Annotated in this window: 27 protein-coding genes and 1 other RNA gene; 10 read left to right on the forward strand and 18 right to left on the reverse strand. The window is 61.4% G+C overall.

Translation table 11 applies throughout. From position 1 onward, the window contains the following. The first annotated feature begins 82 nt into the window (after positions 1-82). Positions 83-1,015, forward strand: a complete 933-nt coding sequence (locus tag ACJ8PI_RS17100) for a TIGR01212 family radical SAM protein (protein WP_103799133.1) — start codon at positions 83-85, stop codon at positions 1,013-1,015. Here ACJ8PI_RS17100 and ACJ8PI_RS17105 read toward each other — a convergent pair. Next, positions 1,010-1,717, reverse strand: coding sequence for an acid phosphatase (locus ACJ8PI_RS17105; protein WP_041036815.1), 708 nt, complete (start codon positions 1,715-1,717; stop codon positions 1,010-1,012). The two genes, ACJ8PI_RS17100 and ACJ8PI_RS17105, sit on opposite strands and share 6 nt — an antisense overlap. A gap of 411 nt (positions 1,718-2,128) precedes the next feature. On the opposite strand from ACJ8PI_RS17105, the gene arcB reads away from it, so the two are divergent. From arcB to mtgA, 3 genes are all read left to right on the forward strand, one after another. Next, the gene (gene arcB / locus ACJ8PI_RS17110; protein WP_164134677.1) at positions 2,129-4,480 is read left to right on the forward strand and encodes an aerobic respiration two-component sensor histidine kinase ArcB; all 2,352 of its coding nucleotides are present in this window, start codon (positions 2,129-2,131) and stop codon (positions 4,478-4,480) included. Positions 4,481-4,706: 226 nt separating this feature from the next. Continuing rightward, on the forward strand, positions 4,707-5,360 hold the full coding sequence (elbB, locus tag ACJ8PI_RS17115; RefSeq protein WP_060439242.1) for an isoprenoid biosynthesis glyoxalase ElbB: 654 nt from the start codon (positions 4,707-4,709) through the stop codon (positions 5,358-5,360). Next, positions 5,357-6,088: a monofunctional biosynthetic peptidoglycan transglycosylase gene (gene mtgA / locus ACJ8PI_RS17120; RefSeq protein ID WP_060430954.1), complete on the forward strand. Its 732-nt coding sequence runs from the start codon at positions 5,357-5,359 to the stop codon at positions 6,086-6,088. The genes elbB and mtgA overlap by 4 nt, the downstream gene beginning before the upstream one ends. 39 nt (positions 6,089-6,127) lie before the next feature. Here the strand turns inward: mtgA and dolP are convergent, their stop codons facing one another. Genes dolP through ACJ8PI_RS17140 form a run of 4 tightly spaced genes read right to left on the reverse strand, consistent with a single transcriptional unit; the run spans position 6,128 to position 9,741 of the window. After that, positions 6,128-6,703 (reverse strand): division/outer membrane stress-associated lipid-binding lipoprotein, encoded by a 576-nt coding sequence (gene dolP, locus ACJ8PI_RS17125; protein ID WP_033636114.1) that lies wholly within the window; start codon positions 6,701-6,703, stop codon positions 6,128-6,130. Positions 6,704-6,712: 9 nt separating this feature from the next. Beyond that, positions 6,713-7,303 carry a DnaA initiator-associating protein DiaA gene (diaA, locus tag ACJ8PI_RS17130; protein WP_004937103.1) on the reverse strand — a complete coding sequence of 197 codons (591 nt, stop codon included), beginning with the start codon at positions 7,301-7,303 and terminating at the stop codon, positions 6,713-6,715. Positions 7,304-7,354: 51 nt separating this feature from the next. After that, positions 7,355-7,708 carry a YraN family protein gene (locus ACJ8PI_RS17135; protein WP_086556960.1) on the reverse strand — a complete coding sequence of 118 codons (354 nt, stop codon included), beginning with the start codon at positions 7,706-7,708 and terminating at the stop codon, positions 7,355-7,357. Then, positions 7,705-9,741, reverse strand: coding sequence for a penicillin-binding protein activator (locus ACJ8PI_RS17140; protein WP_164134676.1), 2,037 nt, complete (start codon positions 9,739-9,741; stop codon positions 7,705-7,707). Before ACJ8PI_RS17140 ends, ACJ8PI_RS17135 begins: the two co-directional genes overlap by 4 nt. Positions 9,742-9,803: 62 nt before the next feature. Here ACJ8PI_RS17140 and rsmI point away from each other — a divergent pair, with 62 nt between their 5' ends. Next, complete coding sequence (gene rsmI, locus ACJ8PI_RS17145; RefSeq protein ID WP_074026945.1) at positions 9,804-10,667, forward strand: 16S rRNA (cytidine(1402)-2'-O)-methyltransferase; 864 nt, start codon at positions 9,804-9,806, stop codon at positions 10,665-10,667. A 41-nt stretch (positions 10,668-10,708) separates the two neighbouring features. Beyond that, an RNA gene (gene rnpB / locus ACJ8PI_RS17150) (RNase P RNA component class A) lies at positions 10,709-11,086 on the forward strand. A gap of 57 nt (positions 11,087-11,143) precedes the next feature. Here the strand turns inward: rnpB and ACJ8PI_RS17155 are convergent. Further along, on the reverse strand, positions 11,144-11,845 hold the full coding sequence (locus tag ACJ8PI_RS17155; protein ID WP_164134675.1) for a pirin family protein: 702 nt from the start codon (positions 11,843-11,845) through the stop codon (positions 11,144-11,146). Between the two features lie 107 nt (positions 11,846-11,952). On the opposite strand from ACJ8PI_RS17155, the gene ACJ8PI_RS17160 reads away from it, so the two are divergent. After that, complete coding sequence (locus ACJ8PI_RS17160) at positions 11,953-12,849, forward strand: LysR family transcriptional regulator (protein WP_004937113.1); 897 nt, start codon at positions 11,953-11,955, stop codon at positions 12,847-12,849. 51 nt (positions 12,850-12,900) lie between these two features. Here ACJ8PI_RS17160 and ACJ8PI_RS17165 read toward each other — a convergent pair whose 3' ends face one another. The 11 genes from ACJ8PI_RS17165 to ACJ8PI_RS17215 all read right to left on the reverse strand — a co-directional run bounded on the left by ACJ8PI_RS17165 (position 12,901) and on the right by ACJ8PI_RS17215 (position 20,433). Continuing rightward, positions 12,901-13,887: a glutathione S-transferase family protein gene (locus ACJ8PI_RS17165; RefSeq protein ID WP_060431400.1), complete on the reverse strand. Its 987-nt coding sequence runs from the start codon at positions 13,885-13,887 to the stop codon at positions 12,901-12,903. 70 nt (positions 13,888-13,957) lie between these two features. Further along, positions 13,958-14,353, reverse strand: coding sequence for a DoxX family protein (locus ACJ8PI_RS17170; RefSeq protein WP_004937119.1), 396 nt, complete (start codon positions 14,351-14,353; stop codon positions 13,958-13,960). 294 nt (positions 14,354-14,647) lie between these two features. After that, complete coding sequence (locus ACJ8PI_RS17175) at positions 14,648-14,935, reverse strand: YqjK-like family protein (protein WP_004937121.1); 288 nt, start codon at positions 14,933-14,935, stop codon at positions 14,648-14,650. Next, positions 14,932-15,333, reverse strand: a complete 402-nt coding sequence (locus ACJ8PI_RS17180; protein ID WP_033636106.1) for a phage holin family protein — start codon at positions 15,331-15,333, stop codon at positions 14,932-14,934. The genes ACJ8PI_RS17175 and ACJ8PI_RS17180 overlap by 4 nt, the downstream gene beginning before the upstream one ends. Positions 15,334-15,335: 2 nt before the next feature. Then, the gene (locus ACJ8PI_RS17185) at positions 15,336-15,641 is read right to left on the reverse strand and encodes a DUF883 family protein (RefSeq protein ID WP_004937125.1); all 306 of its coding nucleotides are present in this window, start codon (positions 15,639-15,641) and stop codon (positions 15,336-15,338) included. Positions 15,642-15,805: 164 nt separating this feature from the next. Then, complete coding sequence (locus ACJ8PI_RS17190; RefSeq protein WP_033649008.1) at positions 15,806-16,177, reverse strand: DUF1090 domain-containing protein; 372 nt, start codon at positions 16,175-16,177, stop codon at positions 15,806-15,808. Positions 16,178-16,418: 241 nt separating this feature from the next. Further along, positions 16,419-16,793: an EnvZ/OmpR regulon moderator MzrA gene (gene mzrA / locus ACJ8PI_RS17195; protein WP_004937130.1), complete on the reverse strand. Its 375-nt coding sequence runs from the start codon at positions 16,791-16,793 to the stop codon at positions 16,419-16,421. Beyond that, positions 16,790-17,470 carry a DedA family protein gene (locus ACJ8PI_RS17200; protein ID WP_033636104.1) on the reverse strand — a complete coding sequence of 227 codons (681 nt, stop codon included), beginning with the start codon at positions 17,468-17,470 and terminating at the stop codon, positions 16,790-16,792. Before ACJ8PI_RS17200 ends, mzrA begins: the two co-directional genes overlap by 4 nt. Positions 17,471-17,605: 135 nt before the next feature. Then, positions 17,606-18,052 (reverse strand): hypothetical protein, encoded by a 447-nt coding sequence (locus ACJ8PI_RS17205; protein ID WP_033636103.1) that lies wholly within the window; start codon positions 18,050-18,052, stop codon positions 17,606-17,608. Between the two features lie 186 nt (positions 18,053-18,238). Beyond that, the gene (exuR, locus tag ACJ8PI_RS17210; RefSeq protein ID WP_033636102.1) at positions 18,239-19,015 is read right to left on the reverse strand and encodes a transcriptional regulator ExuR; all 777 of its coding nucleotides are present in this window, start codon (positions 19,013-19,015) and stop codon (positions 18,239-18,241) included. 119 nt (positions 19,016-19,134) lie between these two features. Beyond that, positions 19,135-20,433: an MFS transporter gene (locus ACJ8PI_RS17215; protein ID WP_033636101.1), complete on the reverse strand. Its 1,299-nt coding sequence runs from the start codon at positions 20,431-20,433 to the stop codon at positions 19,135-19,137. A 77-nt stretch (positions 20,434-20,510) separates the two neighbouring features. Between ACJ8PI_RS17215 and ACJ8PI_RS17220 the strand changes: the two genes are divergently transcribed. Genes ACJ8PI_RS17220 through ACJ8PI_RS17230 form a run of 3 tightly spaced genes read left to right on the forward strand, consistent with a single transcriptional unit; the run spans position 20,511 to position 23,654 of the window. Beyond that, positions 20,511-20,678, forward strand: a complete 168-nt coding sequence (locus ACJ8PI_RS17220) for a hypothetical protein (RefSeq protein ID WP_154067248.1) — start codon at positions 20,511-20,513, stop codon at positions 20,676-20,678. 55 nt (positions 20,679-20,733) lie between these two features. Further along, positions 20,734-22,146, forward strand: a complete 1,413-nt coding sequence (gene uxaC, locus ACJ8PI_RS17225) for a glucuronate isomerase (RefSeq protein ID WP_164134674.1) — start codon at positions 20,734-20,736, stop codon at positions 22,144-22,146. Positions 22,147-22,166: 20 nt separating this feature from the next. Then, complete coding sequence (locus ACJ8PI_RS17230) at positions 22,167-23,654, forward strand: UxaA family hydrolase (protein ID WP_033654795.1); 1,488 nt, start codon at positions 22,167-22,169, stop codon at positions 23,652-23,654. 54 nt (positions 23,655-23,708) lie between these two features. Here the strand turns inward: ACJ8PI_RS17230 and sstT are convergent, their stop codons facing one another. Further along, the gene (gene sstT, locus ACJ8PI_RS17235) at positions 23,709-24,944 is read right to left on the reverse strand and encodes a serine/threonine transporter SstT (RefSeq protein WP_033649012.1); all 1,236 of its coding nucleotides are present in this window, start codon (positions 24,942-24,944) and stop codon (positions 23,709-23,711) included. Between the last annotated feature and the right edge of the window lie 137 nt (positions 24,945-25,081).

The raw sequence follows: 25,081 nt of genomic DNA on the forward strand, positions 1-25,081 counted from the left end.
GGAAAGCGTTGATCTCTGTCATCGCGGGAAAAGCCGTTTCTTATTAGCATCGCGGCTTTGAACACAGAGAATCACCAAGATTATGCAGTTGCCGCAATTAGTCAATATGTTTGGCGCAGATCTCCAGCGCCGCCATGGCGAAAAGATCCATAAACTCACGCTGCATGGCGGATTCAACTGCCCTAACCGCGACGGCACGTTGGGGCGCGGCGGCTGTACGTTTTGCAACGTCGCTTCATTCGCCGATGAGGCGATGCAGCGGCAAAGTATCGCCGAACAGCTGGCGCAGCAGGCCGCGCGGGTCGACCGGGCGCGGCGCTATCTGGCCTATTTTCAGGCCTATACCAGCACCTATGCGGAGGTCGAACTGCTGGCGTCGATGTATCGGCAGGCGTTGGCGCAGAGCGACATGGTCGGCCTGTGCGTCGGCACTCGCCCGGACTGCGTGCCGGCCGCCGCATTGGATCTGCTGACGGGGTATCGCGAAGAGGGTTATGAAGTGTGGCTGGAACTGGGGCTGCAGACGGCGCACGATAAAACGCTCAAACGCATCAACCGCGGCCATGATTTCCGCTGCTATCAGCAGACCGCGCAACGGGCTCGGCAGCGCGGGCTGAAGGTGTGCTGCCATCTGATCGTCGGGCTGCCGGGAGAAACCCAGCGCGATCATCTGCTCACGCTGCAGCGGGTGGTGGAGAGCGGCGTGGATGGCATCAAGCTGCATCCGCTGCACGTTGTTACCGGCAGCACCCTGGCCCGCGCGTGGCGCGCCGGGCGCTTGCCCGAACTGGCGCTGGAAGATTACGCCGTCAGCGCCGGGGAGATGATCCGCCACACGCCGGGCGAGGTGGTGTATCACCGCCTGTCCGCCAGCGCCCGTCGGCCTACGCTACTGGCGCCGCTGTGGTGCGAAAACCGCTGGCGCGGCATGCAGGCGGTGGGCGCTTATCTGCAGCAATACGGCGGGCAGGGCAGCGCGCTGGATGCCGCCCTGCATTATTCACCGACGTTATAACTGCAGGTTGGCGCGCACCTCCACGCGGGCGCGCTGCAGATCGGCCTGCAGTTGCGGATTCGCCAGCAGTCGTGCGGCGAGCGCCGTCGCCGCCAACTTGCCGCCTTCAAGATCGCTCGGGTAGTGAACGCCGGCAATCACCCGGCTTTGCGCATTGCTTGCCGCCCGCTCAAACAGCGCGCTGCGTTTTTCCGGCACCATCTGCGCCAACAGGAGCGCCGTCAGGTAGCTGTCCATCGCGTGTCCGCTAGGGTAGGAATCGCCTTCCGGCGGCGGCAGCAGCGGTTTCACGCGGCTGTCGGCCTCATAGGGGCGCGGGCGGCCATAGAAGGCCTTGGCGGGCATCAGGCTTTGTTCAAAGTCCTGATAGACCCGGCGGAACAGGGCGGCGGTGAGCGGATGGCGATCGACGGTAAAGGTCGGGCCGAAGATCTCGTGGGCGAAGGGGAAGGCGGCGTCTTCCAGGTGGTCATCCCGCTTGGCTTTGGCGATTTGTTCCGCCGTGCGGTTAGCCTGAATGGCCAGCACCGCCTGCAGATCCGCCCGATTCTGCGGCGTATCCGTTGAAGGCGGCGGCGGCAACAGCGTGGCGATTTGCCGTTGCTCTGCACTCAGGTAGCCGGTCACGGCAGTGGCGGCCTTCAGGGGCAAAATAACGGTCAAAGACAGGACGAACAGGGTAGTGCGATAGATGGTTAACATGGTCAATCCTCACGTCAGGGAAATGGGGAAGCCTGCCGGGCTGGCCACAACGCTGCTGCCGGTGAAAGTAAACCGCGGGATAACATCCTTTCCCTTACTTCAAGCCTTAGGGCTTCGCTATCCGTGTCTGCTAAAGCATGCGTCATGCACGGTGCATCATTAATATATTAACGGAAAGGCCTTCTCAAGCGGCTGAGGTGTGGGGTGCGTCACATAAAAAGTCTTTTAGTTACAAGTGATTAATCCCTAAGTATGAGCGGATTGATCAACGTGCTTTTCCACGGTGTCGACGGCAATGAACCGCCCGATGCACGCCAGACGCCGCTATTTTCCGTTAGCAGGACTTGACTCTCAGACACGGCGGAAAAATTTACGGTATGATTCAAAAGATTGTGTCTGATGGGAGCCGCTATGAAGCAAATCCGGGTGTTGGCCCAGTACTACGTTGATTTAATGGTGAAACTGGGGTTGGTGCGCTTCTCGCTGCTGCTGGCCTCGGCGCTGGTGGTGCTGGCGATGGTGGTGCAGATGGCGGTGACCATGCTGCTGCGCGGCGAAGTGGAAAGCATCGACGTGGTGCGTTCAATCTTCTTCGGCCTGTTGATCACCCCGTGGGCGGTCTACTTCCTCTCGGTGGTGGTGGAGCAGCTGGAGGAGTCGCGCCAACGGCTGGCGCGGCTGGTGGACAAGCTGGAAGAGATGCGCCACCGCGATCTGGAGCTCAATCAGCAGCTCAAAGACAATATCAGCCAGCTGAATCAGGAGATCGCCGATCGCATCAAGGCGGAAGAAGAGCGTCTGCAGGTGATGGAGAAGCTGACGGAAGAGATGGAACAGCGCGAGCTGGCGCAGATTGAGCTGGGCCAGCAGTCGGCGCTGCTGCGTTCCTTCCTCGACGCCTCGCCGGACCTGGTCTACTACCGCAACGAAGACAAAGAGTTCTCCGGCTGCAACCGCGCGATGGAGCTGCTGACCGGCAAGAGCGAGAAGCAGCTGATCGGCCTGACGCCGTTCGACGTCTACGGCCAGGAGATCGCCGAAAAGGTCATTGAGACCGACGAGAAGGTGTTCCGCCACAACGTCTCGCTGACCTACGAACAATGGCTGGTGTATCCCGACGGCCGCAAGGCCTGTTTCGAACTGCGCAAGGTGCCGTTTTACGACCGGGTGGGCAAACGCCACGGGCTGATGGGCTTCGGCCGCGATATTACCGAGCGTAAGCGCTACCAGGACGCGCTGGAGAACGCCAGCCGGGAGAAGACCACCTTTATCTCCACCATCAGCCACGAGCTGCGTACGCCGCTTAACGGCATCGTCGGCCTGAGCCGCATCCTGCTCGATACCGAGCTGAACGACGAGCAGCTGAAATACCTGAAGACCATTCACGTCAGCGCCATCACCCTCGGCAATATCTTCAACGACATTATCGAAATGGACAAGCTCGAGCGGCGCAAGGTGCAGCTCGACAACCAGCCGGTGGACTTCACCGGTTTCCTGGCGGATCTGGAGAATCTCTCCGGCCTGCTGGCGCAGCCGAAAGGGCTGCAGTTCATCATGGAGCCGCAAACGCCGCTGCCGCAGCAGATCGTGACCGACGGCACGCGCCTGCGGCAGATTTTGTGGAACCTGATCGGCAACGCGGTGAAATTCACCCAGCAGGGGCAAATCGTGGTGCGCGTGCGGCGCGAGGCGCAGGAGAAGCTGGTGTTCGAGGTGGAAGACTCGGGCATGGGCATCCCGCAGGACGAGCAGGACAAGATCTTCGCCATGTATTACCAGGTGAAAGATCAGCGCGGCGGCCGCCCGGCCACCGGCACCGGCATCGGGCTGGCGGTCTCCAAGCGGCTGGCGCAGAGCATGGGCGGCGACATCACCGTGCGCAGCGAACAGGGGCACGGTTCTTGCTTCACTCTGACCATCCAGGCGCCGGCGGTGCAGGAAGCCGTCAGCGCGGCGCCGGAGGAAGAGGAGCTGCCGTTGCCGGCGCTGCACATCCTGCTGGTGGAGGATATCGAACTGAACGTGATCGTGGCGCGCTCGGTGCTGGAGAAGCTGGGCAACAGCGTCGAAGTGGCGATGAACGGCCACGATGCGCTGGCGATGTTCGATCCGGACGAGTTCGATCTGGTGCTGCTGGACATTCAACTGCCGGACATGACCGGGCTGGACATCGCCCGGGCGCTGCGTGAGCGCTATGCCGGTCAGGCGCTGCCGCCGCTGGTTGCGCTGACCGCCAACGTGCTGAAAGACAAAAAAGAGTATCTCGAGGCGGGCATGGACGATGTGCTGAGCAAGCCGCTGTCGGTGCCGGCATTGACCCAGGTCATCAAACACTATTGGGATCATCAACCTTCTCACACTTCAAAGAAAACGGAGCACAAGGCGATGCAGATTAATGAGTCGTTACTCGATACCGCGATGCTGGAACAGTACATGGATCTGGTTGGCCCGCAGCTGATCCACCAAAGCCTGGAGATGTTCGAACAGATGATGCCGGGCTATCTGGCGGTGCTGGACTCCAACATGACGGCGCGCGATCAGAAAGGCATCACCGAGGAAGGGCACAAGATCAAGGGCGCCGCCGGTTCGGTCGGTCTGCGCCATCTGCAGCAGCTGGCGCAGCAGATTCAAACGCCGACGCTGCCGGCCTGGTGGGATAACGTGCAGGACTGGGTGGATGAGTTGAAGCAAGAGTGGCGCAACGATGTGCAGGTACTGCGGGCTTGGGTAGAGAACGCTGAAAAAAAAATGACCCCGACCTAAGCCGGGGTGCGCGAATATTGCGCCAACACCAGGGAAATTGTGAACCTGCGTATTGGTTTCAGTGTTCTGGTCGAGCAGGTTGTAGCGAATTCCTAAACATCATACAGCCAACAACATAGCAAATGTAAGCGCTCTTGTTAGAAGATTCATTAAAATGTGTGATGTAGATTAGTGTTTGTCAACTCCGAGCACGAACCAGTTGACAGCAGCGACAGGAGTAAGAGTGATGAAAAAGGTGGGTGTAGTCCTCAGCGGCAGCGGCGTTTATGACGGTACGGAGATCCATGAAGCGGTGCTGACGCTGCTGGCGTTGGATCGTGCCGGCGCGCAGGCGGTGTGCTTTGCGCCTGATAAACCACAACGCCATGTTATTAATCACTTATCGGGTGATGAGATGGCGGAGACGCGCAATGTCCTGATTGAGTCGGCGCGCATTGCCCGCGGCGCGGTGCAGCCGCTGAGGCTGGCGGAGGCCGCGCAGCTGGATGCGCTGATCGTGCCCGGCGGCTTTGGCGCCGCCAAGAACCTCAGCAATTTCGCCGAAGCCGGCGCGGAATGTTGGGTCGATGAAGATTTGGCGCGCCTGACGCGCGAGATGCATAAGGCCAACAAACCAATTGGCCTGATGTGCATCGCGCCGGCGCTGTTGCCGAAACTGCTGGATCAACAAGCGCGGCTGACCATTGGCAACGATCCGGACCTGGGAGAAGTGATTGACGCCATGGGCGGCGAACCGGTGATTTGCCCGGTGGACGACATCGTGGTGGACAGCGATCACAAGATCGTGACCACGCCGGCCTATATGCTGGCGCCGTCGATCGCGCAGGCGGCCCTCGGCATCGATAAGCTGGTGGCGCGGGTGCTGGAACTGGCCGAATGAGAAAATCGCTCGGCGGGTGGCGGCGGCTGCGCCCGTGGTATTGGCTGAAGCGCGGCGTCATCGCGATCCTCGGCCTGTGGGCGTTGGGCATTGTGCTCTTCGCCTTCCTGCCGGTGCCGTTTTCCGCCGTGATGGCGGAGCGGCAAGTCAGCGCCTGGCTGAGCGGCGACTTCGGCTACGTCGCCCATTCGGACTGGGTGTCGATGGACGACATCTCGCCGCAAATGGCGCTGGCGGTGATGGCGGCGGAGGATCAGAAGTTTCCAGACCATTGGGGCTTCGACGTGGCGGCCATTGAAAAGGCGCTCAGCCACAACGAGAAGCGCCCGACGCGCATCCGCGGCGCCTCCACGCTGTCGCAGCAAACCGCCAAGAACCTGTTTCTGTGGGATGGCCGCAGCTGGCTGCGCAAAGGGCTGGAAGCCGGATTGACGTCGGGCATCGAGCTGGTGTGGACCAAACGGCGCATTCTGACGGTGTATCTGAACATCGTCGAGTTCGGCGACGGGGTATTCGGCGTGGAGGAGGCTTCACAGCGCTTTTTCCATAAGCCGGCTAAACGGCTGAGCGCGGCCGAAGCGGCGCTGCTGGCGGCGGTATTGCCGAATCCGCATCGTTTCAGGGCCGATGCGCCGTCCGGCTATGTGGTGCAGCGTCAACAGTGGATCATGCGCCAGATGCGGCAGCTGGGCGGGGAAGCGTTTTTACGCGAGAACTCGCTGGATTAAACGGGCGGGAACGGCAGGGCGCCGTTCCCGCCAAGCGGATTATTTCACATAGGTAAAGGCGGTGGTGACGTGCTTCACGCCGCTGACCTGGCTGGCTATCTGCGCCGCCGACTGCCCTTCCTGCTGCGTGACCAGGCCCAGCAAGAACACTTCGCCGTTTTCGGTAGTGACCTTCACGTTGGACGATTTCACCGTATCGCTGGTCAACAGCTGCGAACGCACCTTGGTGGTGATCCAGGTGTCGGAGGACGCGGTGCTCAGGCTGACCGGCGTGCCCTGACGGATTTCGTTATACACTTCGCTCGTGCCTTCCACGCCCATGGCGATCTGCTTGGCGCGCGCGGTGAGATCGGCGTTAGGCGACTGGCCGGTCAACAGCACCTTGCCCTGATAGGCGGTGGCGACCACCCGGGCATCTTTCTTCAACTGCTGGTCTTTGCTCAGGGCGTTTTCGACCCTGGCTTCCAGCGTGCCGTCATCCACCTGGGTCCCTACGCTGCGCGGGTCGGTGGCGGTTTTGGTGGCGACGGCCGCACTGCCGACGACGACGCCGGCGATACAGCCTTGCAACAGCAGGGCGCTGGACAGCACTGCAAATGTGGCTTTTAGCTTCATCTCAGTTCCTTAATCGTCCTGGTGGGGGAATAACGTGTTGTCTATCAGGTCGCACAGGCAGTTTACGGTCAGCATATGCATTTCCTGAATGCGTGAGCTGCGGTGCGACGGGATGCGGATCTCGACGTCCTGCTGGCCGAGCAGCCCGGCCAGCTCGCCGCCGTCGTAGCCGGTGAGCGCGACGATGGTCATATCGCGCGTGACGGCCGCCTCGACCGCTTTCACAATATCACGGCTGTTGCCGCGGGTGGAAATCGCCAGCAGCACGTCGCCGGTGTGCCCGAGCGCGCGCACCTGCTTGGCGTACACTTCGTCGTGCAGCCGATCGTTGCTGATCGCCGTCAGCACCACGTTGTCGGCGTTGAGGGCGATGGCCGGCAGGCTGGGGCGCTCGGTTTCAAAACGGTTGATCATACTGGCGGCGAAGTGCTGCGCGTTGGCCGCCGAGGTGCCGTTGCCGCAGCACAGGATTTTGTTGCCGTTGAGTAAGGATTGAACCAGCGTCATCGCAGCGCGGGAAATGGCGTCCGGCAATGCTTCCGCCGCCGCGATCTGGGTTTGGATGCTTTCGGTAAAACAGACTTTAATTCTATCCAGCACGTTGTATTAATCCACTAAGTCAAAGGGCCGGTCTGCGCCGCAAAACCCCGATTAATCCGCATTGAAGGCGTTGGGTATCCATTCTAACTGGCTACCGGTAATGGCCAAAACATCAAAACGGCAAGATGATGTGTCAAAACTGGCTCCGCGCCCCGCCAGCCAGACGGCGGCGGCGTGCAGCAACCGCCGTTGTTTGCGAAAGGTGACGCTGGCGGCCGCGCCGCCGAAGGCGTCGTTGCGGCGGTAGCGCACTTCGACGAATACCCAGGTAGCGCCGTCGCGCATGATGAGGTCGAGCTCACCGCCGCGCACCGCGACGTTGGCGGCGCAGAAGGTGAGCCCGGCGTGTTCCAGGTGACGGCGGGCCAGTAACTCATAGCCCGCCCCTGAGGCGCGTGGGTTCAAGAGACCGGAACGACCGTGCCCTGACGGTATTGCAGCCAAGGCAGCTTACGGTTGATCACGCAGTTCGGCGACGCGCTCAGCATACCGGTGGTGCCGGAAACCTGGAAGCCCGGCAGCTGGCGCATTTCAGCAAAGTGGTTGGCCAATGTCCAGGCATCCATCCCCATCGCATACAGGCGCACCAACGAGTAGTCGTTGCGGAAGCGCGCGCTGGCCTGCTGCAACAGCTGAGGGTTTGAACCGGCCAGCAGCGGGATATCGCTGAACTGCAGGCCTTCCATTTCCAGACGGAAGTCCGGGCCGGCGCCGGCCTGGTAGCTGCGCGAGCTGGCGTACATCGCCGGCTTGCCGCGCGAGCTGGTGGCCATGTCGATCATCGGTTTGATCAGCGTCAGCTGAGACTGCGTGGCGACGATATACACCGCGTCGACGCCGCCGGTTGCGGCGGGCACGTCGCTCGGCGGCGCCGGAATGGTCAGCCCGGCGATGGTCACGCTCTGCGGCGCCGGGGCGCTCGACATCGGCGTGCCGGTCATGCGGATGCCGCCGCTGTTCACCATCTGGCGCAGCTCGCCGGCGGAGCCGATGTCCTGACGCAGCACGGTTTGCCCGCCTTGCTTCTGCCATTCCTGGTTAAAGGCCTTGGCGACGCGATCGCCGAAGGCGCCGCGCGGCACCAGCAGCAGCGGTTGACGCTTCTGCTGTTCCCAGATGTGGCGAGCGGCGTCGCGCGCTTCATCTTCCGGCGACAGGGCGAAGTAACAGATGTTCAGGTTGTCCTTCGGCGTTTCCGGCTGGTTGAGCGCCAGCACGTTCAGCGTGGTGGTGCTGGCGGACAGCTGATCGACGTTCTCTTTCAGCAGCGGCCCGACCACCAGGGTGGCGCCATCCTGCTGCGCCTGGCTCAGCAAGGCGGCCAGCGGCTGGCTGGTGGTGTCGTACACTTTGACCTGCGCGTTGGCGGCCTGCGGCGGCGTTATCGGCGCGCTGGACGGCGCAGCGGGTTGCGCGGCGGTCACGGCAGGTTGGCTCTCTTGCGCCGAAGGGCTGACCGCGCCGTTGGCGTTGATGTCACCCGTGGCGGCCTGAACGGCCGGCGCCGTTTGGGCCGGTGCGCTGGCCGGTGGCGCGGCTTGAGGCTGCGGCGCCGGCATGGAACCGCCGTTTTTCGCCGCTTCGAAGCCTTGCTGGATGGCGTCGGCGAACACTTTCGCCTGGCCGTTCAACGGCAGCAGCAGGGCGATTTTCGAGGTGGAGGCCTGGGTGAAGTTCAGCACCTGGTTCAGGCGAGCCGGCAGCGTTTTGGCCGCCGGGTTCTTCGGATAACGGTTCTGCCAGTCTTTGATGCCGGCCTTCAGCAGATCGGGATCCTGCTTGTTGTCCTGATAGACGCGCAGCAGATCCAGCCAGCCTTGCAGCACGTTCTCGTCGGCGTTGATCACCAGGCTGTTCATCTCCTGCGGCGTCAGCTGCAGCAGCGCCTGCCAGGTCTGATCCAGGTTGTCCTGATGCGGTTTGCCGGTCAGCAACGGCTCCTGGGCGATATAGGCGCGGATCAACGGCAGCGACGCTTTGCCCTGATTGGCGGCGATCTGCGCCTGGTAGTAGCGCACCTTCTGATTCGGCGACAGCGAACCGCTGTCCAGGTGGCCCAGCGTGCTGCGGGCGCTGACGTAGCTCTTGTTGGCGATCTGCAGTTCGGCGGTCAGCAACTGGCGTTCAGTCTGCTGCGCGCCGCTGAGGTTTTTCGGCAGCTGATTCAACTGGTCGCCGGCCTGCGGCAGTTTTCCTTCACGCAGCAAGGCGCGAATAGCAAGTAATTGCCAGTCAGCCTTGTTATCATCGCTGCTTTGCTGCAACTGCTGCAGGTAGTAATCGGAGCTGGCGCTCGCTTCGTCCTGTATATTGGCGGGCGGCGTTTGCGGGGCCCGACTTGGACAGCCTGCCAGGAAAAGGGCGGCCGCGATGACTGCGGTAAGTCGGACAGGCTTGGAACGCCCTGCTTTGGTACGAACGAATGTTGAGGAAAGCATACTGTATCCAGTGATGTTTTTTTCAAGATGCTCAATATTAAATCGGCAACCCGGATGAAACAATGAATCAACACCAACAATCAGTCATTTCTGCATCAACGCTGTATGTGGTGCCCACCCCAATCGGCAATCTGGGCGATATCACCCACCGTGCGTTAGAGGTACTGAAAAGCGTTGATCTGATCGCGGCGGAAGACACGCGCCATACCGGATTGCTGCTGCAACACTTCGCGATCAACGCGCGTCTGTTCGCGCTGCATGATCACAACGAACAGCAAAAGGCCGATCAATTGCTGGCGAAACTGCAGGAGGGCCAGAGCATCGCGCTGGTGTCCGACGCCGGCACGCCGCTGATCAACGATCCCGGTTATCACCTGGTGCGCCGCTGCCGCGAGGCCGGCATTCGCGTGGTGCCGCTGCCGGGCGCCTGCGCCGCCACCACCGCGCTGTGCGCCGCGGGCGTCGCTTCCGACCGTTTCTGCTACGAGGGCTTCCTGCCGGCGAAAACCAAGGGGCGCAAGGATACGCTGATGGCGCTGGCGGAGGAACCGCGCACGCTGATTTTCTACGAATCCACTCACCGCCTGCTGGAAAGCCTGCAGGACATGGTTACCGTCTGGGGCCCGCAGCGCTATGTGGTGTTGGCGCGCGAGCTGACCAAAACCTGGGAATCCATCCACGGCGCGCCGGTGGGCGAGCTGCTGGCGTGGGTGCAGGAAGACGAAGTGCGCCGCCGCGGCGAGATGGTGCTGATCGTCGAAGGCCACAAGGTGCAGGAGGATGCGTTGCCGCTCGAGGCGCTGCGCACGCTGGCGCTGCTGCAAAAAGAGCTGCCGCTGAAAAAGGCGGCGGCGCTGGCGGCGGAAATCCACGGCGTGAAGAAAAATGCGCTGTATAAGCACGCGCTGGAGCAACAACAGCCGTAAAGCGGTTGACCTGCCGTCGCCGCGACGCTACTATCCGCGCCGGAGTTGACCAGACAGTCGCCGCTTCATTGCCGTCCTCTTCGGGGAGACAGATGGAGGGGAGGAAAGTCCGGGCTCCATAGGGCAGGGTGCCAGGTAACGCCTGGGAGGCGCAAGCCTACGACTAGTGCAACAGAGAGCAAACCGCCGATGGCCCGCGCAAGCGGGATCAGGTAAGGGTGAAAGGGTGCGGTAAGAGCGCACCGCGCGGCTGGCAACAGTTCGTGGCACGGTAAACTCCACCCGGAGCAAGGCCAAATAGGGGTTCACATGGTACGGCCCGTACTGAACCCGGGTAGGCTGCTTGAGCCAGTGAGCGATTGCTGGCCTAGAGGAATGACTGTCCACGACAGAACCCGGCTTACCGGTCAACTCCCTCGACAAAAGAAAACCCCGCGCAACGCCAGTTGCGCGGGGTTTTTCGTTTTCCGGCCGGCTTACACCGGCAGATCAATCAGCAGCGCACGCAGCGGCGTCTCGGCGCGGATCGTCAGGCGATTCTCCTCGCGCACGAAGGCGCCGTCGCCGCAGGTCAGGCGTTGTTCTTCGTGGCGCTCGCCGGTGGCGGCGATGGTGCCGTGAATCGACTGCAAATAGGCGCGCGGCCCGTTAATCGTCAGCGTTTGTTCTTCGCCCGGCTGCAGATCGAGATGGTGGATCCAAACCTGCTGGCGCAGCTGCAGGCTACCCTGCGCGCCGTCCGGCGAGGCCAGCAGCAGGTTGCCCGCCGCCGGCAGCGTCAGGCGCTGCACCCGCTCGTTGTTGCGTTCCGGGCAGGCGTCCAGCCACAGCTGCAGGCGAGTCAGCGGCGTATCGCTGCTGACGTTCTGTTCGCTGTAGCTCAGGCTCGGCTGGGTGGCCAGCAGCAGCGCTTCACCGGCTTTGGTGCGCGCGGTGTTGCCGTCGCTGTCGCGGTATTCCGCCTCGCCCTGCAGGATCAGGTTCAGGATATCCACGCTGGGATAGGTGCGCGGCTGGAACGACGCGCCCGGCGCCAGCACCTCCTGATTCAGCACCCGCAGCGACGCGTAGCCCATCAGTTTGGGATCGAAGTAGTGACCAAAGGAAAAGGTGTAGCGAGCCTGCAGCCAACCAAAGTCAGCTTGCCCGCATTGTTGTGCTGTTCTGCATGTGATCATGGCAATCGGCTCTCTAAATTCATTATCCAAATGGTAAGCATCTGGACGTCGGATTGTTAGCCAGTTAATCTGGTCGGCATATTCAAATTTCCTGACAGAGGGATGTGATGGCCAGAGATCGGGCGCTCACGCTTGAGGCGCTGAGAGTGATGGACGCGATCGACCGGCGCGGCAGCTTCGCCGCGGCCGCCGACGAATTGGGCCGGGTGCCGTCGGCGCTCAGCTACACCATGCAAAAATTGGAAGAAGAATTGGACGTGGTGCTGTTCGACCGTTCGGGCCACCGCACCAAGTTCACCAACGTGGGGCGCATGTTGCTGGAGCGCGGGCGGGTGCTGCTGGAAGCGGCCGACAAGCTGACCACCGACGCCGAAGCGCTGGCGCGCGGTTGGGAAACCCACCTGACCATCGTCAGCGAAGCGCTGTCGCCGCCGAGCCTGCTGTTTCCGCTGGTGGACAAGCTGGCGCTGAAGGCCAACACCCAGGTGTCGATTTTCACCGAGGTGCTGGCGGGCGCCTGGGAACGGCTGGAGCAGGGGCGCGCCGACATCGTGATCGCGCCGGACATGCACTTCCGCGCGTCGTCGGAGATCAACACCCGCAAACTGTACAAGGTGATGAGCGTTTACGTCGCCGCGCCGGATCATCCTATCCACCAGGAGCCGGAGCCGCTGTCCGAGGTGACCCGCGTGAAATACCGCGGCATCGCGGTGGCGGATACCGCCCGCGAGCGTCCGGTGTTGACCGTGCAGCTGCTGGATAAGCAGCAGCGTCTGACGGTGAGCACCATCGAAGACAAGCGTCTGGCGCTGCTGGCCGGGTTAGGGGTGGCGACCATGCCATATCCGATGGTGGAGAAAGATATCGAAGCCGGGCGGCTGCGCGTGGTGGGGCCGGAATACAGCCGCGAAGCCGATATCATCATGGCCTGGCGGCGCGACAGCATGGGGGAGGCGAAAGCCTGGTTCCTGCGCGAAATTCCGCGCCTGTTCGCGCAGCGCTAACGCCGGTTGGATGACATCCCCTTGCCGGGCGGCAAGGGGATTTTTTTTGCCTTAGGCGAAGCGCTGGTCGCGGCCGTGCGGCTCGTCCAGATCCTGCGCCGGCCCGATGGAAATGATGCCGTGCGGGTTGATGGTGGCGTGGCTGCGGTAGTAGTGGTTGCGAATGTGCGGCAGGCTGACCGTTTCGGTGATGCCCGGCATCTGGTAGATGTCGCGCAGGAAACCGTACAGGTTCAGGTAGTCGCTGATGCGGTGTTTATCGCACTTGAAGTGGGTGACGTACACCGGATCGAAGCGCACCAGCGTGGTCCACAGACGCAGGTCGGCTTCGGTCAGCCGATCGCCGGTCAGGTAGCGGTGCTGCCCCAGGATCTGCTCCAGGCGTTCCAGCGCGTTGAAGACCCCGTTGACCGCGTCGTCATACGCTTCCTGGCTGGTGGCGAAACCGGCCTTGTACACGCCGTTGTTCACTTGATCGTAAATCCAGCCGTTCAGCTCATCGATTTTGCCGCGCAGCTCGGCCGGGTAGTAATCGCCCGCGCGGGCGCCCACGCCGTCAAACGCGCTGTTGAACATGCGGATGATATCGGCGGATTCGTTGCTGACGATGGTTTGCTGCTGTTTATCCCACAGCACCGGCACGGTTACGCGCCCGCTGTAGTGCGGATCGGCACGCAGGTAGATCTGGTACAAGAAGTCGGCGTGATACAGCGGATCGCCGGTGGTTTCAGGAAAATCCTGGCCGAAGGTCCAGCCGTTTTCCAGCATCAGCGGGTGCACCACCGAGACCGGAATGATCTGCTCCAGCCCTTTCAGTTTGCGCATCAGCAGCGTGCGGTGCGCCCAGGGGCAGGCGAGAGAAACGTACAGGTGATAACGGCCCGCTTCGGCCTGGAAGCCGCCCGCGCCGTGTTCGCCCGGCTGACCGTCGGCGGTCACCCAATTGCGAAACTGAGCGGTTGAACGTTTGAAACGGCCGCCGGTAGATTTCGTGTCATACCAGATGTCTTGCCAAACGCCATCGACGAGTTGTCCCATGGGAATCTCCTTGGTGTCCGAGTGAAAAGCGACAGGGCCCGGCATGCCGGGCCCTGAATGACAGTTTAGATTACCATTTCTTGTTCAGAAGACGGTCGATGCTAAAGCCGCCAGGGCCTGCGACCGCCAACACGATGAAGCCGCCGGCGATGGTCAGGTTTTTCATGAACATCAGCTGGTTTACGCCTTCCGCAAAGTCAGTGTGGAACAGCAGCGCGGTCAGAATGGTGAAACCGGCAGTGAACAGCGCCACGGTACGGGTCAGGAAGCCGAACAGGATCGCCAGACCGCCGCCAAATTCCAGCAGGATGGTCAGTGGCAGCAAGAAGCCAGGCACGCCCATCGATTGCATGTACTGTTGGGTACCGGCATAAGCGTCACCCATTTTGCCGTAGCCTGCCACGATAAACAGGATTGGCATCAGAATACGAGCAACCAACAAACCTGTATCTTCTAATTTTTTCATCATCTACTCCAACGTGTTTTTGTGTGCCTGTTCGGCGGTAGTCATATCAACGGGCGGCGTAGCGGGTCTCTTACCCTGTCCGCTCCGTCTCGAATTGATGGAGTGAATGTTAAGCGGGAAGTGCTCAGGTTGTTAGCAAGTAAAACTGTCGTAATTTTTCAAAAAATCTGAATCTTTAGCGTGCTAATAAACTGACGCTTGTCAGCAGGTTGCCCGGCCCTCGGGATAAGCAGCGCTGTTTTAGGGGGAAAGCGAGGGCGGAGCAACAGGATGTTTGAAGGAAAAGCGCGGGGCTTACTTGGCGGAGAAGGTCTTTTTAAACAGTCGGATAGCGCTCCAGGCGCCGAAAGCGCGGCGCGACCAGCGGATCATCTTGCTGGGGTGGCGGATGCCGTACAGCGCCATGACGCTTGAACCGAGCACCAGATAGCGGCGCAGGCCAAACACCGTCTGCCAGCCGCGGTCGATGCGTTCGGTCTTTTCCAGCCATAAAGACTTGTGTTCGGCCAGATCCAGACGCTGTTGCTGGATCTGGCGAATCAGCCTCTCTTTTTTCCATTCCAGATAGCGGCGGCGGCTCATGGCTCGCGCTCCAGTTCGGCACGATCGAGTTCCAGCTGCTTGCGCGTGGCGCCGAGCAGCGTGGTGCGACGGGCCTTGACCAGCGTCCAAATGGTGCCGACCACGGCCAGGAACAGCAGCACGCCGGTCGTGGCACCCAGCGCCATCAGCCGATAGACCGGATCGATGGCCCAGAAGATCAGGATCAGCAGGCTCATCAAACCGAAGGCGGTGAACAGCAGCGTCATACCGGCCATGATCAGCAGCTGAATGAGGTTGGCTTTCTCCTCTTCCAGCTCGACCACCGCCAGCCGGACACGGGTTTCCACCATGCCGACCAGGATCGTGATGATGCGCTGACCGATATCCAGGACCCCTTTAGCGGGGCCCTGCGCGCGCACTTGCGGTTGTTCAGCCATGATTAACGACGCGCGAGCAGCACGCCCAACACCACGCCGACCGCCGCGCCGATGCCGATGCCGGTCCACGGGTTGTCGCGCACATAGTCGTCGGCCTGGCCGGCGATCTGCTTGGTTTGCGAAGCCAGCTTGTCACCGGCGTCGCTCAGGCGAGCACGGGTCTCTTTCAGCGCGCCTTCCGCCTTCGAGCGCAGCTTCTCCAGCTCGGCTTTCGGCTTGTCGGTAGAGGAGTTCAGCACTTCCTCCAGCGTATCGGCTAAGGACTTCAGTTCAGCGCGTAAGTTTTCTGCATTTGAATCATGTGCCATGTGATTATTCCTTAACGTTTATTTCGACAGACTTTTAACATAGCGGATTTTTTCGCCGGAGCAAAGGGGTGATGGCCAGCAGATAACACCAGGCATCAATCCCATATGCTTAATAAATCCCGTGTGATGGGGCTCTCATCGATAAATCCGCTGGTACAAAAAAATTATTCCGCCTGAGCGCGTTTCAGCTCAGCCTGCGCTTCCGCCAGCTTCTGCTGCTTCTTGGCGACCTTGTCCAGCTTGCCGGTTTGCTGCGCTTCTTTCAGCTCCTGCCGGCGTTCGTCGACCTTGCGCTGTTTCTCTGCGATATTTTCCTGGCGTTCGGCCTGCAGGCCGGCTTCGGTACAGTGAGTCTGCACTTCGCTCAGTGCTTTTTTCAGCCCGTCCACGCGGTGGGTGTTGCCGTGCTGGGTGGCATAGTCGATTTGCTGCTGGATGTCTTGCGCTTTGGCGGCGCAGCCGCCCTCAGCGGCCGAAGCGAGGGCCGGCAGCGTGCAGAGTGGCAACAGCAGTAACAGTGAATGGCGTAATTTCATCTTTCAGTTCCTTTTCATGGGATGCCTGAACAGGCACCCGCTTTCCTGACTGCCGAAGGCGGCAGCGCGAGAGGAGGGCGTTCATCGCCGGCTGAAGTTACCCTTCAGCATAGTCATGAAACCGGCGCGCCCCCAAAGAATCAGCCGTGACTCGGTGCTGACTGATTAATTCTTGAGCTAATCGGTGCGAATGAAAATGAAAATAATGCAATGAAAGGAAACCCCTTCATATGAAGGGGGATTATCCCAGATTGAGTGGGGAACGCGCAAATTCGCGTACCCAATGCGACGGCACGGGGGATTCGCTCAACGCGATGTGGTAACCGGGCGGCAGGATGGTTTGCAGCGCTTCGCGCGCCAGCAACTGCTGCTCCGGCGAATCCAGACGGATGACCAGGCCATCGCCTTCCGGCGTGATGCTTTTGATGCGGATGCCGCGCTCATCCAGGCGCTGGTAGACGTAAAAACCGTCGGGCAGCGACAGCCCTTGCTGGCTGGCGCGAATGCGCAGCTCGCTCTCGGTGCGCACCATGCAGGGCACCAACAGCGTCGCCAACGCCAGCAGGGCGAGCGCGATCATCAGGACGTATTGCCAGCGCGGGCGCTTTGCTGTCACGCCCCTTTCCCCGGGTTCTGGCCGCTGGCGCGTTTCTTGCGCCACAGCACGATCAACGAGCCGATCAACCCGACCACCAGCAATACCAGCGGCAACATCATCAGGCAGAACATCAGCTGATCTTCATACTTGCGGAACACCGGGGTTTTGCCCAGTGCGAAGCCCAGCGTTGTCAGGATCAAGACCCACAGCAGGCCGCTCATCCAGTTGAAGAACTGGAAGCGCGCGTTGCTCAGGCCGGACAGGCCGGCGATGGTCGGCAGCAGGGTGCGCACGAAGGCCAGGAAGCGGCCGACCAGCAGGGCGGAAAGCCCGTGGCGGTGGAACAGGTTGTGAGCGCGTTGATGGTAGTGGGCCGGCAGGTGCGAAAGCCAGCCTTGCACCGTTCGCGTATTGCCGAGCCACCGGCCCTGTATGTAGCTGACCCAGCATCCCAGGCTGGCAGCGACGGTAAGGATGACGATGGTCAGCGGGAAGCCCATGGTGCCTTTGGCGATCAGCACGCCGACCAGGATCAGCAGGCTGTCACCCGGCAGGAAAGCGGCCGGCAGCAGGCCGTTTTCCAAAAACAGAATCATGAACAGCAGGATGTAGAGGGTCCACACCAACGAAGGGTTCGCCAGCGTCTCAAAATCCTGCTGCCACAGGGCATGTATCAGTTCTTTAATGATGTCCATCCGGTGTTCCTAAAACGTCATTGTTTATTTTTATCTCAGCGGCGGAACGGGCGTGGGCTGAAAGCGCGCGGCGATCCTGAATGCTGATAACGATGAAACGGCGTTGCTTTAAGGTTTTTAGCGGTGCGACACCGGTCATAGGTGATAAGTCAGCGTGCCACGGTACTGCATGTTACTTTCTTTCCAGCCGGCCTGCCGACTCTGTTGCCTGGAGGCGTCCAGCATCCAGTCGACCTGGGCAAGCCGGTTGGGAGCCGGAGTGTCCTGGCGAGGGAAGCGAATTCGGTAGCCCGGCTCTGCGGCCAAGGTATAGACCGGCGCCGGCAGGGAGGATGCGAGCAGCGAACCGGGGAAAGAGTGCGCTCTGGGCAGCAGCAGCGGCAACTTGCCGGGGGCTTTGCGGCGCGCTTCGGCCGGTGCCCGATACACATGATCATAGGGGGAAAGCGCCGGCTCCGCCAGCAGCGGCAGGCTGCTCAGCGCGCTGGGGGTTGGCTTGGGTGACGCCACGCATAGCTGTTGGCCGGAGACCGAACCGGTCCAGCAAAAAACAGCAATCAGCATGGCAAACAACCAGCGCATTTATTCGCGTCCCGCCCCCGCAGCAATGGGTAAAAAAGTGGGCTAACTCTACCAAAATAGCACGATTGGCAACAGGGAAATCTACGTTGCCGACGGTGAAATAGTACACGGCAAACGGCGGTTCCGGCATCGATTCAGCGGATTTTACATTACCTGACATAAGCCGACGGTTTTTGACCGCCGTGGCTATTTCGGTTCGTGGCTCACGCCATCCAGATGCACCACCGGATTCTCGGCGAACAGATAGCGGTCGGCATTGTATTCGAAATCGTCGCTGGTGGCGTTGAACAGCATCTGCTTGGTGTTTTCCAGGTGTTGCCACATCGCCAGTTTGGCGGCGTAAGGATCTTTGCGCATCAGCGCCTTGAGGATCTGATCGTGATCGTCGCACCAGCTGGCGATCGAACGTTCGTCGATATGTTCGTGCAGTTTCTTCCAGTAAGGGTTGTTGACCCGCTGCACCCACATTTTTTCCACGATGGTGGCCATGGCGGTGTTCTGGGTGGCCAGCGCCACCTGCACGTGGAACTTCAGATCCCACTGCGAGTCGCGAAAGCGATCCTCTTTGCGGGCGTGCTCCTGGATCTCCATCAGCTGCACGATATCTTGCTTGGTCACCTGGGTGGCAGCGAATTCGGCGATGTTGCTTTCGATCAGCTGGCGCGCCTGCAGCAGCTCAAACGGGCCGGCGGTGGCGAACTCGATGCTGTCGCCCGGCACCACCAGGTGTTTTTGCTGGTTGGACACCACGTGGATCCCGGATCCCTTGCGCACGTCCACATAGCCTTCCACTTCCAGCATGATGATCGCTTCGCGCACCACGGTGCGGCTGACATTCATCTCTTCGGCGATGTATCGCTCGGCCGGCAGCTTGTCGCCCACCGGGTAGCGGCCGCTTTCGATGCGTTGTTTAAGCTCGGCGGCCAGTTGCTGATACAGGCGTCTGGTTTCAGTGAATTCCATAGTGAATGCTCTATACGGTGCGGTGGGAAGGGGCGCGTGGCCATCGGATTTGTTATACCACTTATTCGGCACCGCTGCCAGAGGAGCAGAAGGCCCGGCGCGGGGGCCGGGCGACGGGATCAGCTGCGCGCCGGAGACGGCTGCAGCGCGGCCGGTTGCGCTTCGGCGGCCGGGCGGTTTTGCAGCACCGTCCAGATGACGATGGCGCCGAGAATATCGAAGACCGACAGCGCGGCGAACAGCGGGCTGAAGCCGAGAGTGTCCGCCAGGGCGCCGACCACCAGCGCGAACAGCGTGCTGGCGGTCCAGGCCGCCATGCCGGTCAGGCCGTTGGCGGTCGCCACCTCATTGCGGCCGAACACGTCGGAAGAGAGGGTGATCAGCGCGCCGGACAGCGCCTGATGGGCGAAGCCGCCGACGCACAACAGCGCAATAGCCGCGTAAGGGCTGGTGAACAGGCCAATCATGCCGGGGCCGATCATCAACACCGCCCCCATCGTCACCACCAGCTTGCGCGAGACGATCAGATTGACCTTGAAATACTTCTGGAACAGCGGCGGCAGGTAGCCGCCGACGATGCAGCCGAGATCGGCGAACAGCATCGGCATCCAGGCGAACATGGCGATCTCTTTCAGGTTAAAACCGTAGGCCTTGAACATGAACAGCGGGATCCAGGCGTTGAAGGTGCCCCAGGCCGGCTCCGCCAGAAAGCGCGGCAGCGCGATGCCCCAGAACTGGCGGTTGCGCACGATCTGCCAGGCGGACATTTTTTTGGCGTTAGAGGTCTGGTGCTGCGCCTCCTGGCCTTCGAGGATGTAACGGCGTTCTTCCTGGCTCAGTTTCTTCTGATCTTTTGGGTGTTTGTAGAACAGCAGCCAGCAGATGGCCCAGATCAGGCTCAGCACGCCGGTGATGATGAACGCCATCTCCCAGCTGTGCGCCACGATGGCCCACACCACCAGCGGCGGGGCGATCATGCCGCCGATCGACGAACCGACGTTGAAATAGCCGACGGCGATCGAACGCTCTTTGGCCGGAAACCACTCGCTGCTGGCCTTCAGCCCGGCGGGGATCATCGCCGCCTCGGCCATGCCGACCGCGCCGCGCGCCAGCGCCAGGCCGCCCCAGCTGTTGGCCAGCGCGGTGCCCATGCAGAACAGCGCCCACAGAATGGCGAACATGGCGTAGCCGACCTTGGTGCCCAGCACGTCCAGCACATAGCCCGCCACCGGCTGCATCACGGTGTAGCAGGCGGAGTAGGCGGCGACGATGTAGGAATACTGTTGGGTGGTGATGTGCAGCGTATCTTCCAGCGTCGGCGCCGCCACGGCGATGGCGTTGCGGGTCAGGTAACCCAGCACGGTGCCGACGGTCACCAGCCCGATCATGTACCAGCGTAACCCTTTAATTTTACGCATCCGAAATGTCTCCCCGTTTGAAGGTATGGCCGACGATGCGGCTGGCGAGACAATAACCTGTCATACAGGTTTAAAAGTTGAGTGATATCACAAAAGGAATTATTCGCCTGAGCGATACTGTCGCCGATGAAATAGCGCATTTATGGCGCAAGTTTGCCGTAAAAACGAGCAGAAAAGGGGTTGAGGGACAGCAAAACGGCAGGCGTCGAGAAAAATATGCTGGACGCTCATTGAAATTGGTGTGATAACTTTTGTGATTCGATCCCCATGCCGCACGGCAAGTAAGGTAAGGAGCCCGAGATGGCGACGTTTTTGAGCGAAGATTTCCTGCTGGACAGCGAATTTGCCCGGCGTTTGTATCATGACTACGCGGCGGACCAGCCGATTTTCGATTACCACTGCCATTTGCCGCCGCAGCAGATCGCGGAGAATACCCGCTTCAGCAACCTTTACGATATCTGGCTGCGGGGCGATCACTATAAATGGCGGGCGATGCGCACCAACGGCGTGGCGGAGCGGCTGTGCACCGGCGATGCGGGCGATCGCGAGAAATTCGACGCCTGGGCCGCCACGGTGCCGCACACCATCGGCAATCCGCTCTATCACTGGACGCATCTGGAGCTGCGTCGGCCGTTCGGCATCACCGGAACGCTACTGTCGCCGGCCACGGCGGATGAGATCTGGCAGCGCGGCAATGCGCTGCTGGCGCAGGATGAGTTTCGCGCGCGCGGCATCATGCGGCAGATGAACGTGAAAATGGTCGGCACCACCGACGATCCGATCGACGATCTGCGCCATCATCGGGCGATCGCCGACGATCACAGCTTCGATATCAAGGTGTTGCCGAGTTGGCGGCCGGACAAGGCCTTCGCCATCGATGCGCCTGGCTTCAACGACTATCTGCGGCAGCTGGAGGCAGCGGCGGACACCGCCATCGGCCGCTTCAGCGCGCTGTGCGACGCGCTGTACAAGCGCATGGATCACTTCGCCGCCCACGGTTGCAAGGTGGCCGATCATGCGCTGGACGTGGTGGTGTTCGGCGAGGCCGACGAAGCGGCGCTGGATGCGATCCTGCTGCGCCGCCTGAACGGCGAGCTGCCGACCCCGGAACAGAGCGCCCAGTTCAAAAGCGCAGTGCTGCTGTTCCTGGCCGGCGAATACCGGCGCCGCGGCTGGGTGCAGCAGTACCATATCGGCGCGCTGCGCAATAACAACAGCCGCATGCTGGCCGCCGTCGGGCCGGATATCGGCTTCGACTCGATCAACGATCGGCCGCTGGCGGAGCCGCTGTCGCGGCTGCTGGATGCCCAGGCGCGGCAGGGCGGCCTGCCGAAAACCATTCTCTATTGCCTCAACTCGCGCGATAACGAAGTGATCGGCACCATGATCGGCAATTTCCAGGGGGAAGGCACGCCGGGCAAGATGCAGTTCGGCTCTGGCTGGTGGTTCAACGATCAGAAGGACGGCATGCAGCGCCAAATGACGCAGCTGGCGCAGCTCGGGTTGCTGAGCCGCTTCGTCGGCATGCTGACCGACAGTCGCAGCTTCCTGTCGTATACGCGGCATGAATACTTCCGCCGCATTCTTTGCCAGCTGATCGGCCGCTGGGTGACGGACGGCGAAGCGCCGGCGGATCTCTCGCTGCTGGGCGAGATGGTGAAAAACATCTGTTTCGACAACGCCAAAAACTATTTCGCCATTGAACTGGCGTAGCCGTTATCTGGGACCGGTTTATGCAAAGTACGATAAAGATTCACGAGCAGGATAACGTGGCGGTGGCGCTGCGCGATCTGGCCGCCGGAGAAACGGTTGAGCTGGACGGGGAGCGCGTTCAACTGGCGCAGCCGGTGGCGCGCGGGCACAAGTTTGCGCTCGGCCCGATCGCAAAGGGCGAGGACATCATCAAATATGGCCAGCCGATCGGCCACGCGCTCGCGGCCATCGGGCCCGGGGAACATATTCATTCGCAAAACGCCAAAACCAACCTGAGCGATCTGGACAGCTACCGTTACCAGCCGCAGTTTCCGGCGTTGCCGCCGCAGGCGGCGGATCGCGAGGTGCAGCTGTACCGCCGGGCCGGCGGCGACGTGGGGATCCGCAACGAACTGTGGATCGTGCCGACCGTCGGCTGCGTCAACGGCATCGCCCGCCAGATCCAGCAGCGCTTTTTGCAGCAAACGCAGGCGGAGGGGATCGACGGCGTGCATCTGTTCAGCCATCCGTTCGGTTGCTCGCAGCTGGGACAGGATCATGCCAACACCCGCATCATGCTGCAAAACATGGCGCGCCATCCCAACGCCGGCGCGGTGCTGGTGATCGGGCTGGGGTGCGAGAACAATCAAGTGGAGGCCTTTCGCGCCACGCTGGGGATGGCGGACGAGCGGCGGCTGCGCTTTATGGTGTGCCAACAGCAGGACGACGAGGTGGAGGCCGGGCTGGGGCTGCTGCACGAGCTGTACCGTGAGATGCGCCACGATCGCCGCGAGCCGGGCCGCCTGAGCGAGCTGAAGTTCGGCCTGGAGTGCGGCGGTTCGGACGGATTGTCGGGCATTACCGCCAACCCGCTGCTGGGACGGTTTTCCGACTATGTGATCGCCAATGGCGGCACCACGGTGCTGACCGAAGTGCCGGAGATGTTCGGCGCCGAGCGTATTCTGATGAGCCGCTGCCGCGATGGGGAGACTTTCGACAAAACCGTCGACATGATCAACGATTTCAAACGTTATTTCATCGCCCATCAACAGCCGATATACGAGAACCCGTCGCCGGGCAACAAGGCCGGCGGCATTACCACGCTGGAAGAGAAATCGCTTGGCTGCACCCAAAAAGCGGGACTGAGCCAGGTGGTGGACGTGCTGAAATACGGCGAGCGGCTGCGCGTGCCGGGGTTGAATCTGCTCAGCGCGCCGGGCAACGACGCGGTGGCGACCAGTGCGCTGGCCGGCGCCGGCTGCCATATGGTGCTGTTCAGCACCGGGCGCGGCACGCCGTACGGCGGCTTTGTGCCGACGGTGAAGCTGGCCACCAACAGCGAGCTGGCGGCGAAGAAACCGCACTGGATCGATTTCGACGCCGGCGGTCTGGTTCACGGGGTGGCGATGGAGACCTTGCTCAGCCGCTTCGTCGATCTGATCGTCGAGATCGCCAACGGCCGTCCGGCGCGCAATGAAGCCAACGATTTCCGCGAGCTGGCGATCTTTAAAAGCGGAGTGACGCTGTAAGGCTGACAAAAAAGGCGCTCGAAAGAGCGCCTTTGCAATGCAGCCAGGGTGGGATTAACGCACCTTCAGCGGGTCTTCGTTCGCCAGCCGCTGGTCTTCCGCCTGGCAGGCCGCGGCGGTGAACAGCACGTCGGTGGAGGAGTTGAGGGCGGTTTCCGCCGAATCCTGCAGCACGCCGATGATAAAGCCGACCGCTACCACCTGCATCGCCACGTCGTTCGGAATGCCGAACATGTTGCACGCCAGCGGGATCAGCAGCAGCGAGCCGCCGGCCACGCCGGAGGCGCCGCAGGCGCAGAGGGCGGCCACCACGCTCAGCAGCAGGGCGGTCGGAACGTCCACCGCGATGCCCAGCGTGTTTACCGCCGCCAGCGTCAGTACGGTGATGGTGATCGCCGCGCCGGCCATATTGATGGTTGCGCCCAACGGGATGGAAACCGAGTAGGTGTCCTCATTCAGGTTCAGCTTCTTGCACAGCTCCATGTTCACCGGGATGTTGGCGGCCGAGCTGCGGGTGAAGAAGGCGGTGACGCCGCTCTCGCGCAGGCAGGCGAACACCAGCGGATACGGATTGCGGCGGATCTTCCAGTAAACGATCAGCGGGTTGAGCACCAGCGCCACCAGCAGCATGCAGCCGATTAACACCATCAGCAATTGGGCGTAGCCCCACAGCGCGCCGAAACCGGTTTCCGCCAGCGTAGAAGCCACCAGGCCGAAGATGCCGAGCGGCGCACAGCGGATCACCGCGCGCACCACCAGCGTGACCGCATGGGACATGTCGTTGATCAGCCCCTTGGTGGTTTCGGAAGCGTGGCGCAGCGCCAGCCCCAGCCCGACGGCCCACGCCAGAATACCGATGTAGTTGGCGTTAATCAGCGCATGGAACGGGTTGGCCACCACGCTCATCAACAGGCCCTTCATCACCTCCACAATGCCGCCCGGCGGGGTAATGTCCGTCGCGCCGGTGCTCAGCGCCAGCGTGGAAGGGAAGATAAAGCTGACGACGACCGCCACCAGCGCCGCGGCGAAGGTACCCAGCAGGTAGAGGAACAGGATCGGGCGAATGTTGGTCTTCTGCCCCTGTTTATGGTTGGCGATCGAGGCCATCACCAACACCAGCACCAGCACCGGCGCCACCGCCTTCAGCGCGCCGACGAACAGGGAACCGAGCAGGCCAACGGCGGAGGCCGCCGCCGGCGAAACCAGCGCCAACAGAATGCCGGCCACCAGGCCGACCATGATTTGTTTGACCAGGCTACCCTGCGTGATCTTTTGTAGTAGTTTTTGCATAGTGCTTTCTTCCTGATGTTATCTGGCCGCCGCGGCGGGAACGACGCCGGGTGGCTTTATATGATTCTGTAACTAAGTGTGTTTGCCGAATCAGTATTCAGCAATCGAATGATGTTGGAAAGAGGCGAAGGTGAAAT

This window comes from Serratia sp. CY82433, from assembly GCF_052166535.1.
Classification (GTDB): domain Bacteria; phylum Pseudomonadota; class Gammaproteobacteria; order Enterobacterales; family Enterobacteriaceae; genus Serratia; species Serratia sarumanii.

Excerpts from the sequence above, each read along its gene's own strand:
- ACJ8PI_RS17165 (WP_060431400.1), bottom strand. The coding sequence starts at position 13,887 with ATGGGACAACTCGTCGATGGCGTTTGGCAAGACATCTGGTATGACACG.
- ACJ8PI_RS17230 (WP_033654795.1), top strand. The coding sequence starts at position 22,167 with ATGCAAAGTACGATAAAGATTCACGAGCAGGATAACGTGGCGGTGGCG.
- ACJ8PI_RS17170 (WP_004937119.1), bottom strand. The coding sequence starts at position 14,353 with ATGAAAAAATTAGAAGATACAGGTTTGTTGGTTGCTCGTATTCTGATG.
- elbB (WP_060439242.1), top strand. The coding sequence starts at position 4,707 with ATGAAAAAGGTGGGTGTAGTCCTCAGCGGCAGCGGCGTTTATGACGGT.
- ACJ8PI_RS17105 (WP_041036815.1), bottom strand. The coding sequence starts at position 1,717 with ATGTTAACCATCTATCGCACTACCCTGTTCGTCCTGTCTTTGACCGTT.
- uxaC (WP_164134674.1), top strand. The coding sequence starts at position 20,734 with ATGGCGACGTTTTTGAGCGAAGATTTCCTGCTGGACAGCGAATTTGCC.
- ACJ8PI_RS17160 (WP_004937113.1), top strand. The coding sequence starts at position 11,953 with ATGGCCAGAGATCGGGCGCTCACGCTTGAGGCGCTGAGAGTGATGGAC.
- rsmI (WP_074026945.1), top strand. The coding sequence starts at position 9,804 with ATGAATCAACACCAACAATCAGTCATTTCTGCATCAACGCTGTATGTG.
- ACJ8PI_RS17215 (WP_033636101.1), bottom strand. The coding sequence starts at position 20,433 with ATGCGTAAAATTAAAGGGTTACGCTGGTACATGATCGGGCTGGTGACC.
- ACJ8PI_RS17185 (WP_004937125.1), bottom strand. The coding sequence starts at position 15,641 with ATGGCACATGATTCAAATGCAGAAAACTTACGCGCTGAACTGAAGTCC.
- ACJ8PI_RS17200 (WP_033636104.1), bottom strand. The coding sequence starts at position 17,470 with ATGGACATCATTAAAGAACTGATACATGCCCTGTGGCAGCAGGATTTT.
- exuR (WP_033636102.1), bottom strand. The coding sequence starts at position 19,015 with ATGGAATTCACTGAAACCAGACGCCTGTATCAGCAACTGGCCGCCGAG.
- arcB (WP_164134677.1), top strand. The coding sequence starts at position 2,129 with ATGAAGCAAATCCGGGTGTTGGCCCAGTACTACGTTGATTTAATGGTG.
- dolP (WP_033636114.1), bottom strand. The coding sequence starts at position 6,703 with ATGAAGCTAAAAGCCACATTTGCAGTGCTGTCCAGCGCCCTGCTGTTG.
- ACJ8PI_RS17190 (WP_033649008.1), bottom strand. The coding sequence starts at position 16,177 with ATGAAATTACGCCATTCACTGTTACTGCTGTTGCCACTCTGCACGCTG.
- mtgA (WP_060430954.1), top strand. The coding sequence starts at position 5,357 with ATGAGAAAATCGCTCGGCGGGTGGCGGCGGCTGCGCCCGTGGTATTGG.
- ACJ8PI_RS17205 (WP_033636103.1), bottom strand. The coding sequence starts at position 18,052 with ATGCGCTGGTTGTTTGCCATGCTGATTGCTGTTTTTTGCTGGACCGGT.
- ACJ8PI_RS17140 (WP_164134676.1), bottom strand. The coding sequence starts at position 9,741 with ATGCTTTCCTCAACATTCGTTCGTACCAAAGCAGGGCGTTCCAAGCCT.
- ACJ8PI_RS17180 (WP_033636106.1), bottom strand. The coding sequence starts at position 15,333 with ATGGCTGAACAACCGCAAGTGCGCGCGCAGGGCCCCGCTAAAGGGGTC.
- ACJ8PI_RS17155 (WP_164134675.1), bottom strand. The coding sequence starts at position 11,845 with ATGATCACATGCAGAACAGCACAACAATGCGGGCAAGCTGACTTTGGT.
- sstT (WP_033649012.1), bottom strand. The coding sequence starts at position 24,944 with ATGCAAAAACTACTACAAAAGATCACGCAGGGTAGCCTGGTCAAACAA.
- ACJ8PI_RS17175 (WP_004937121.1), bottom strand. The coding sequence starts at position 14,935 with ATGAGCCGCCGCCGCTATCTGGAATGGAAAAAAGAGAGGCTGATTCGC.
- ACJ8PI_RS17100 (WP_103799133.1), top strand. The coding sequence starts at position 83 with ATGCAGTTGCCGCAATTAGTCAATATGTTTGGCGCAGATCTCCAGCGC.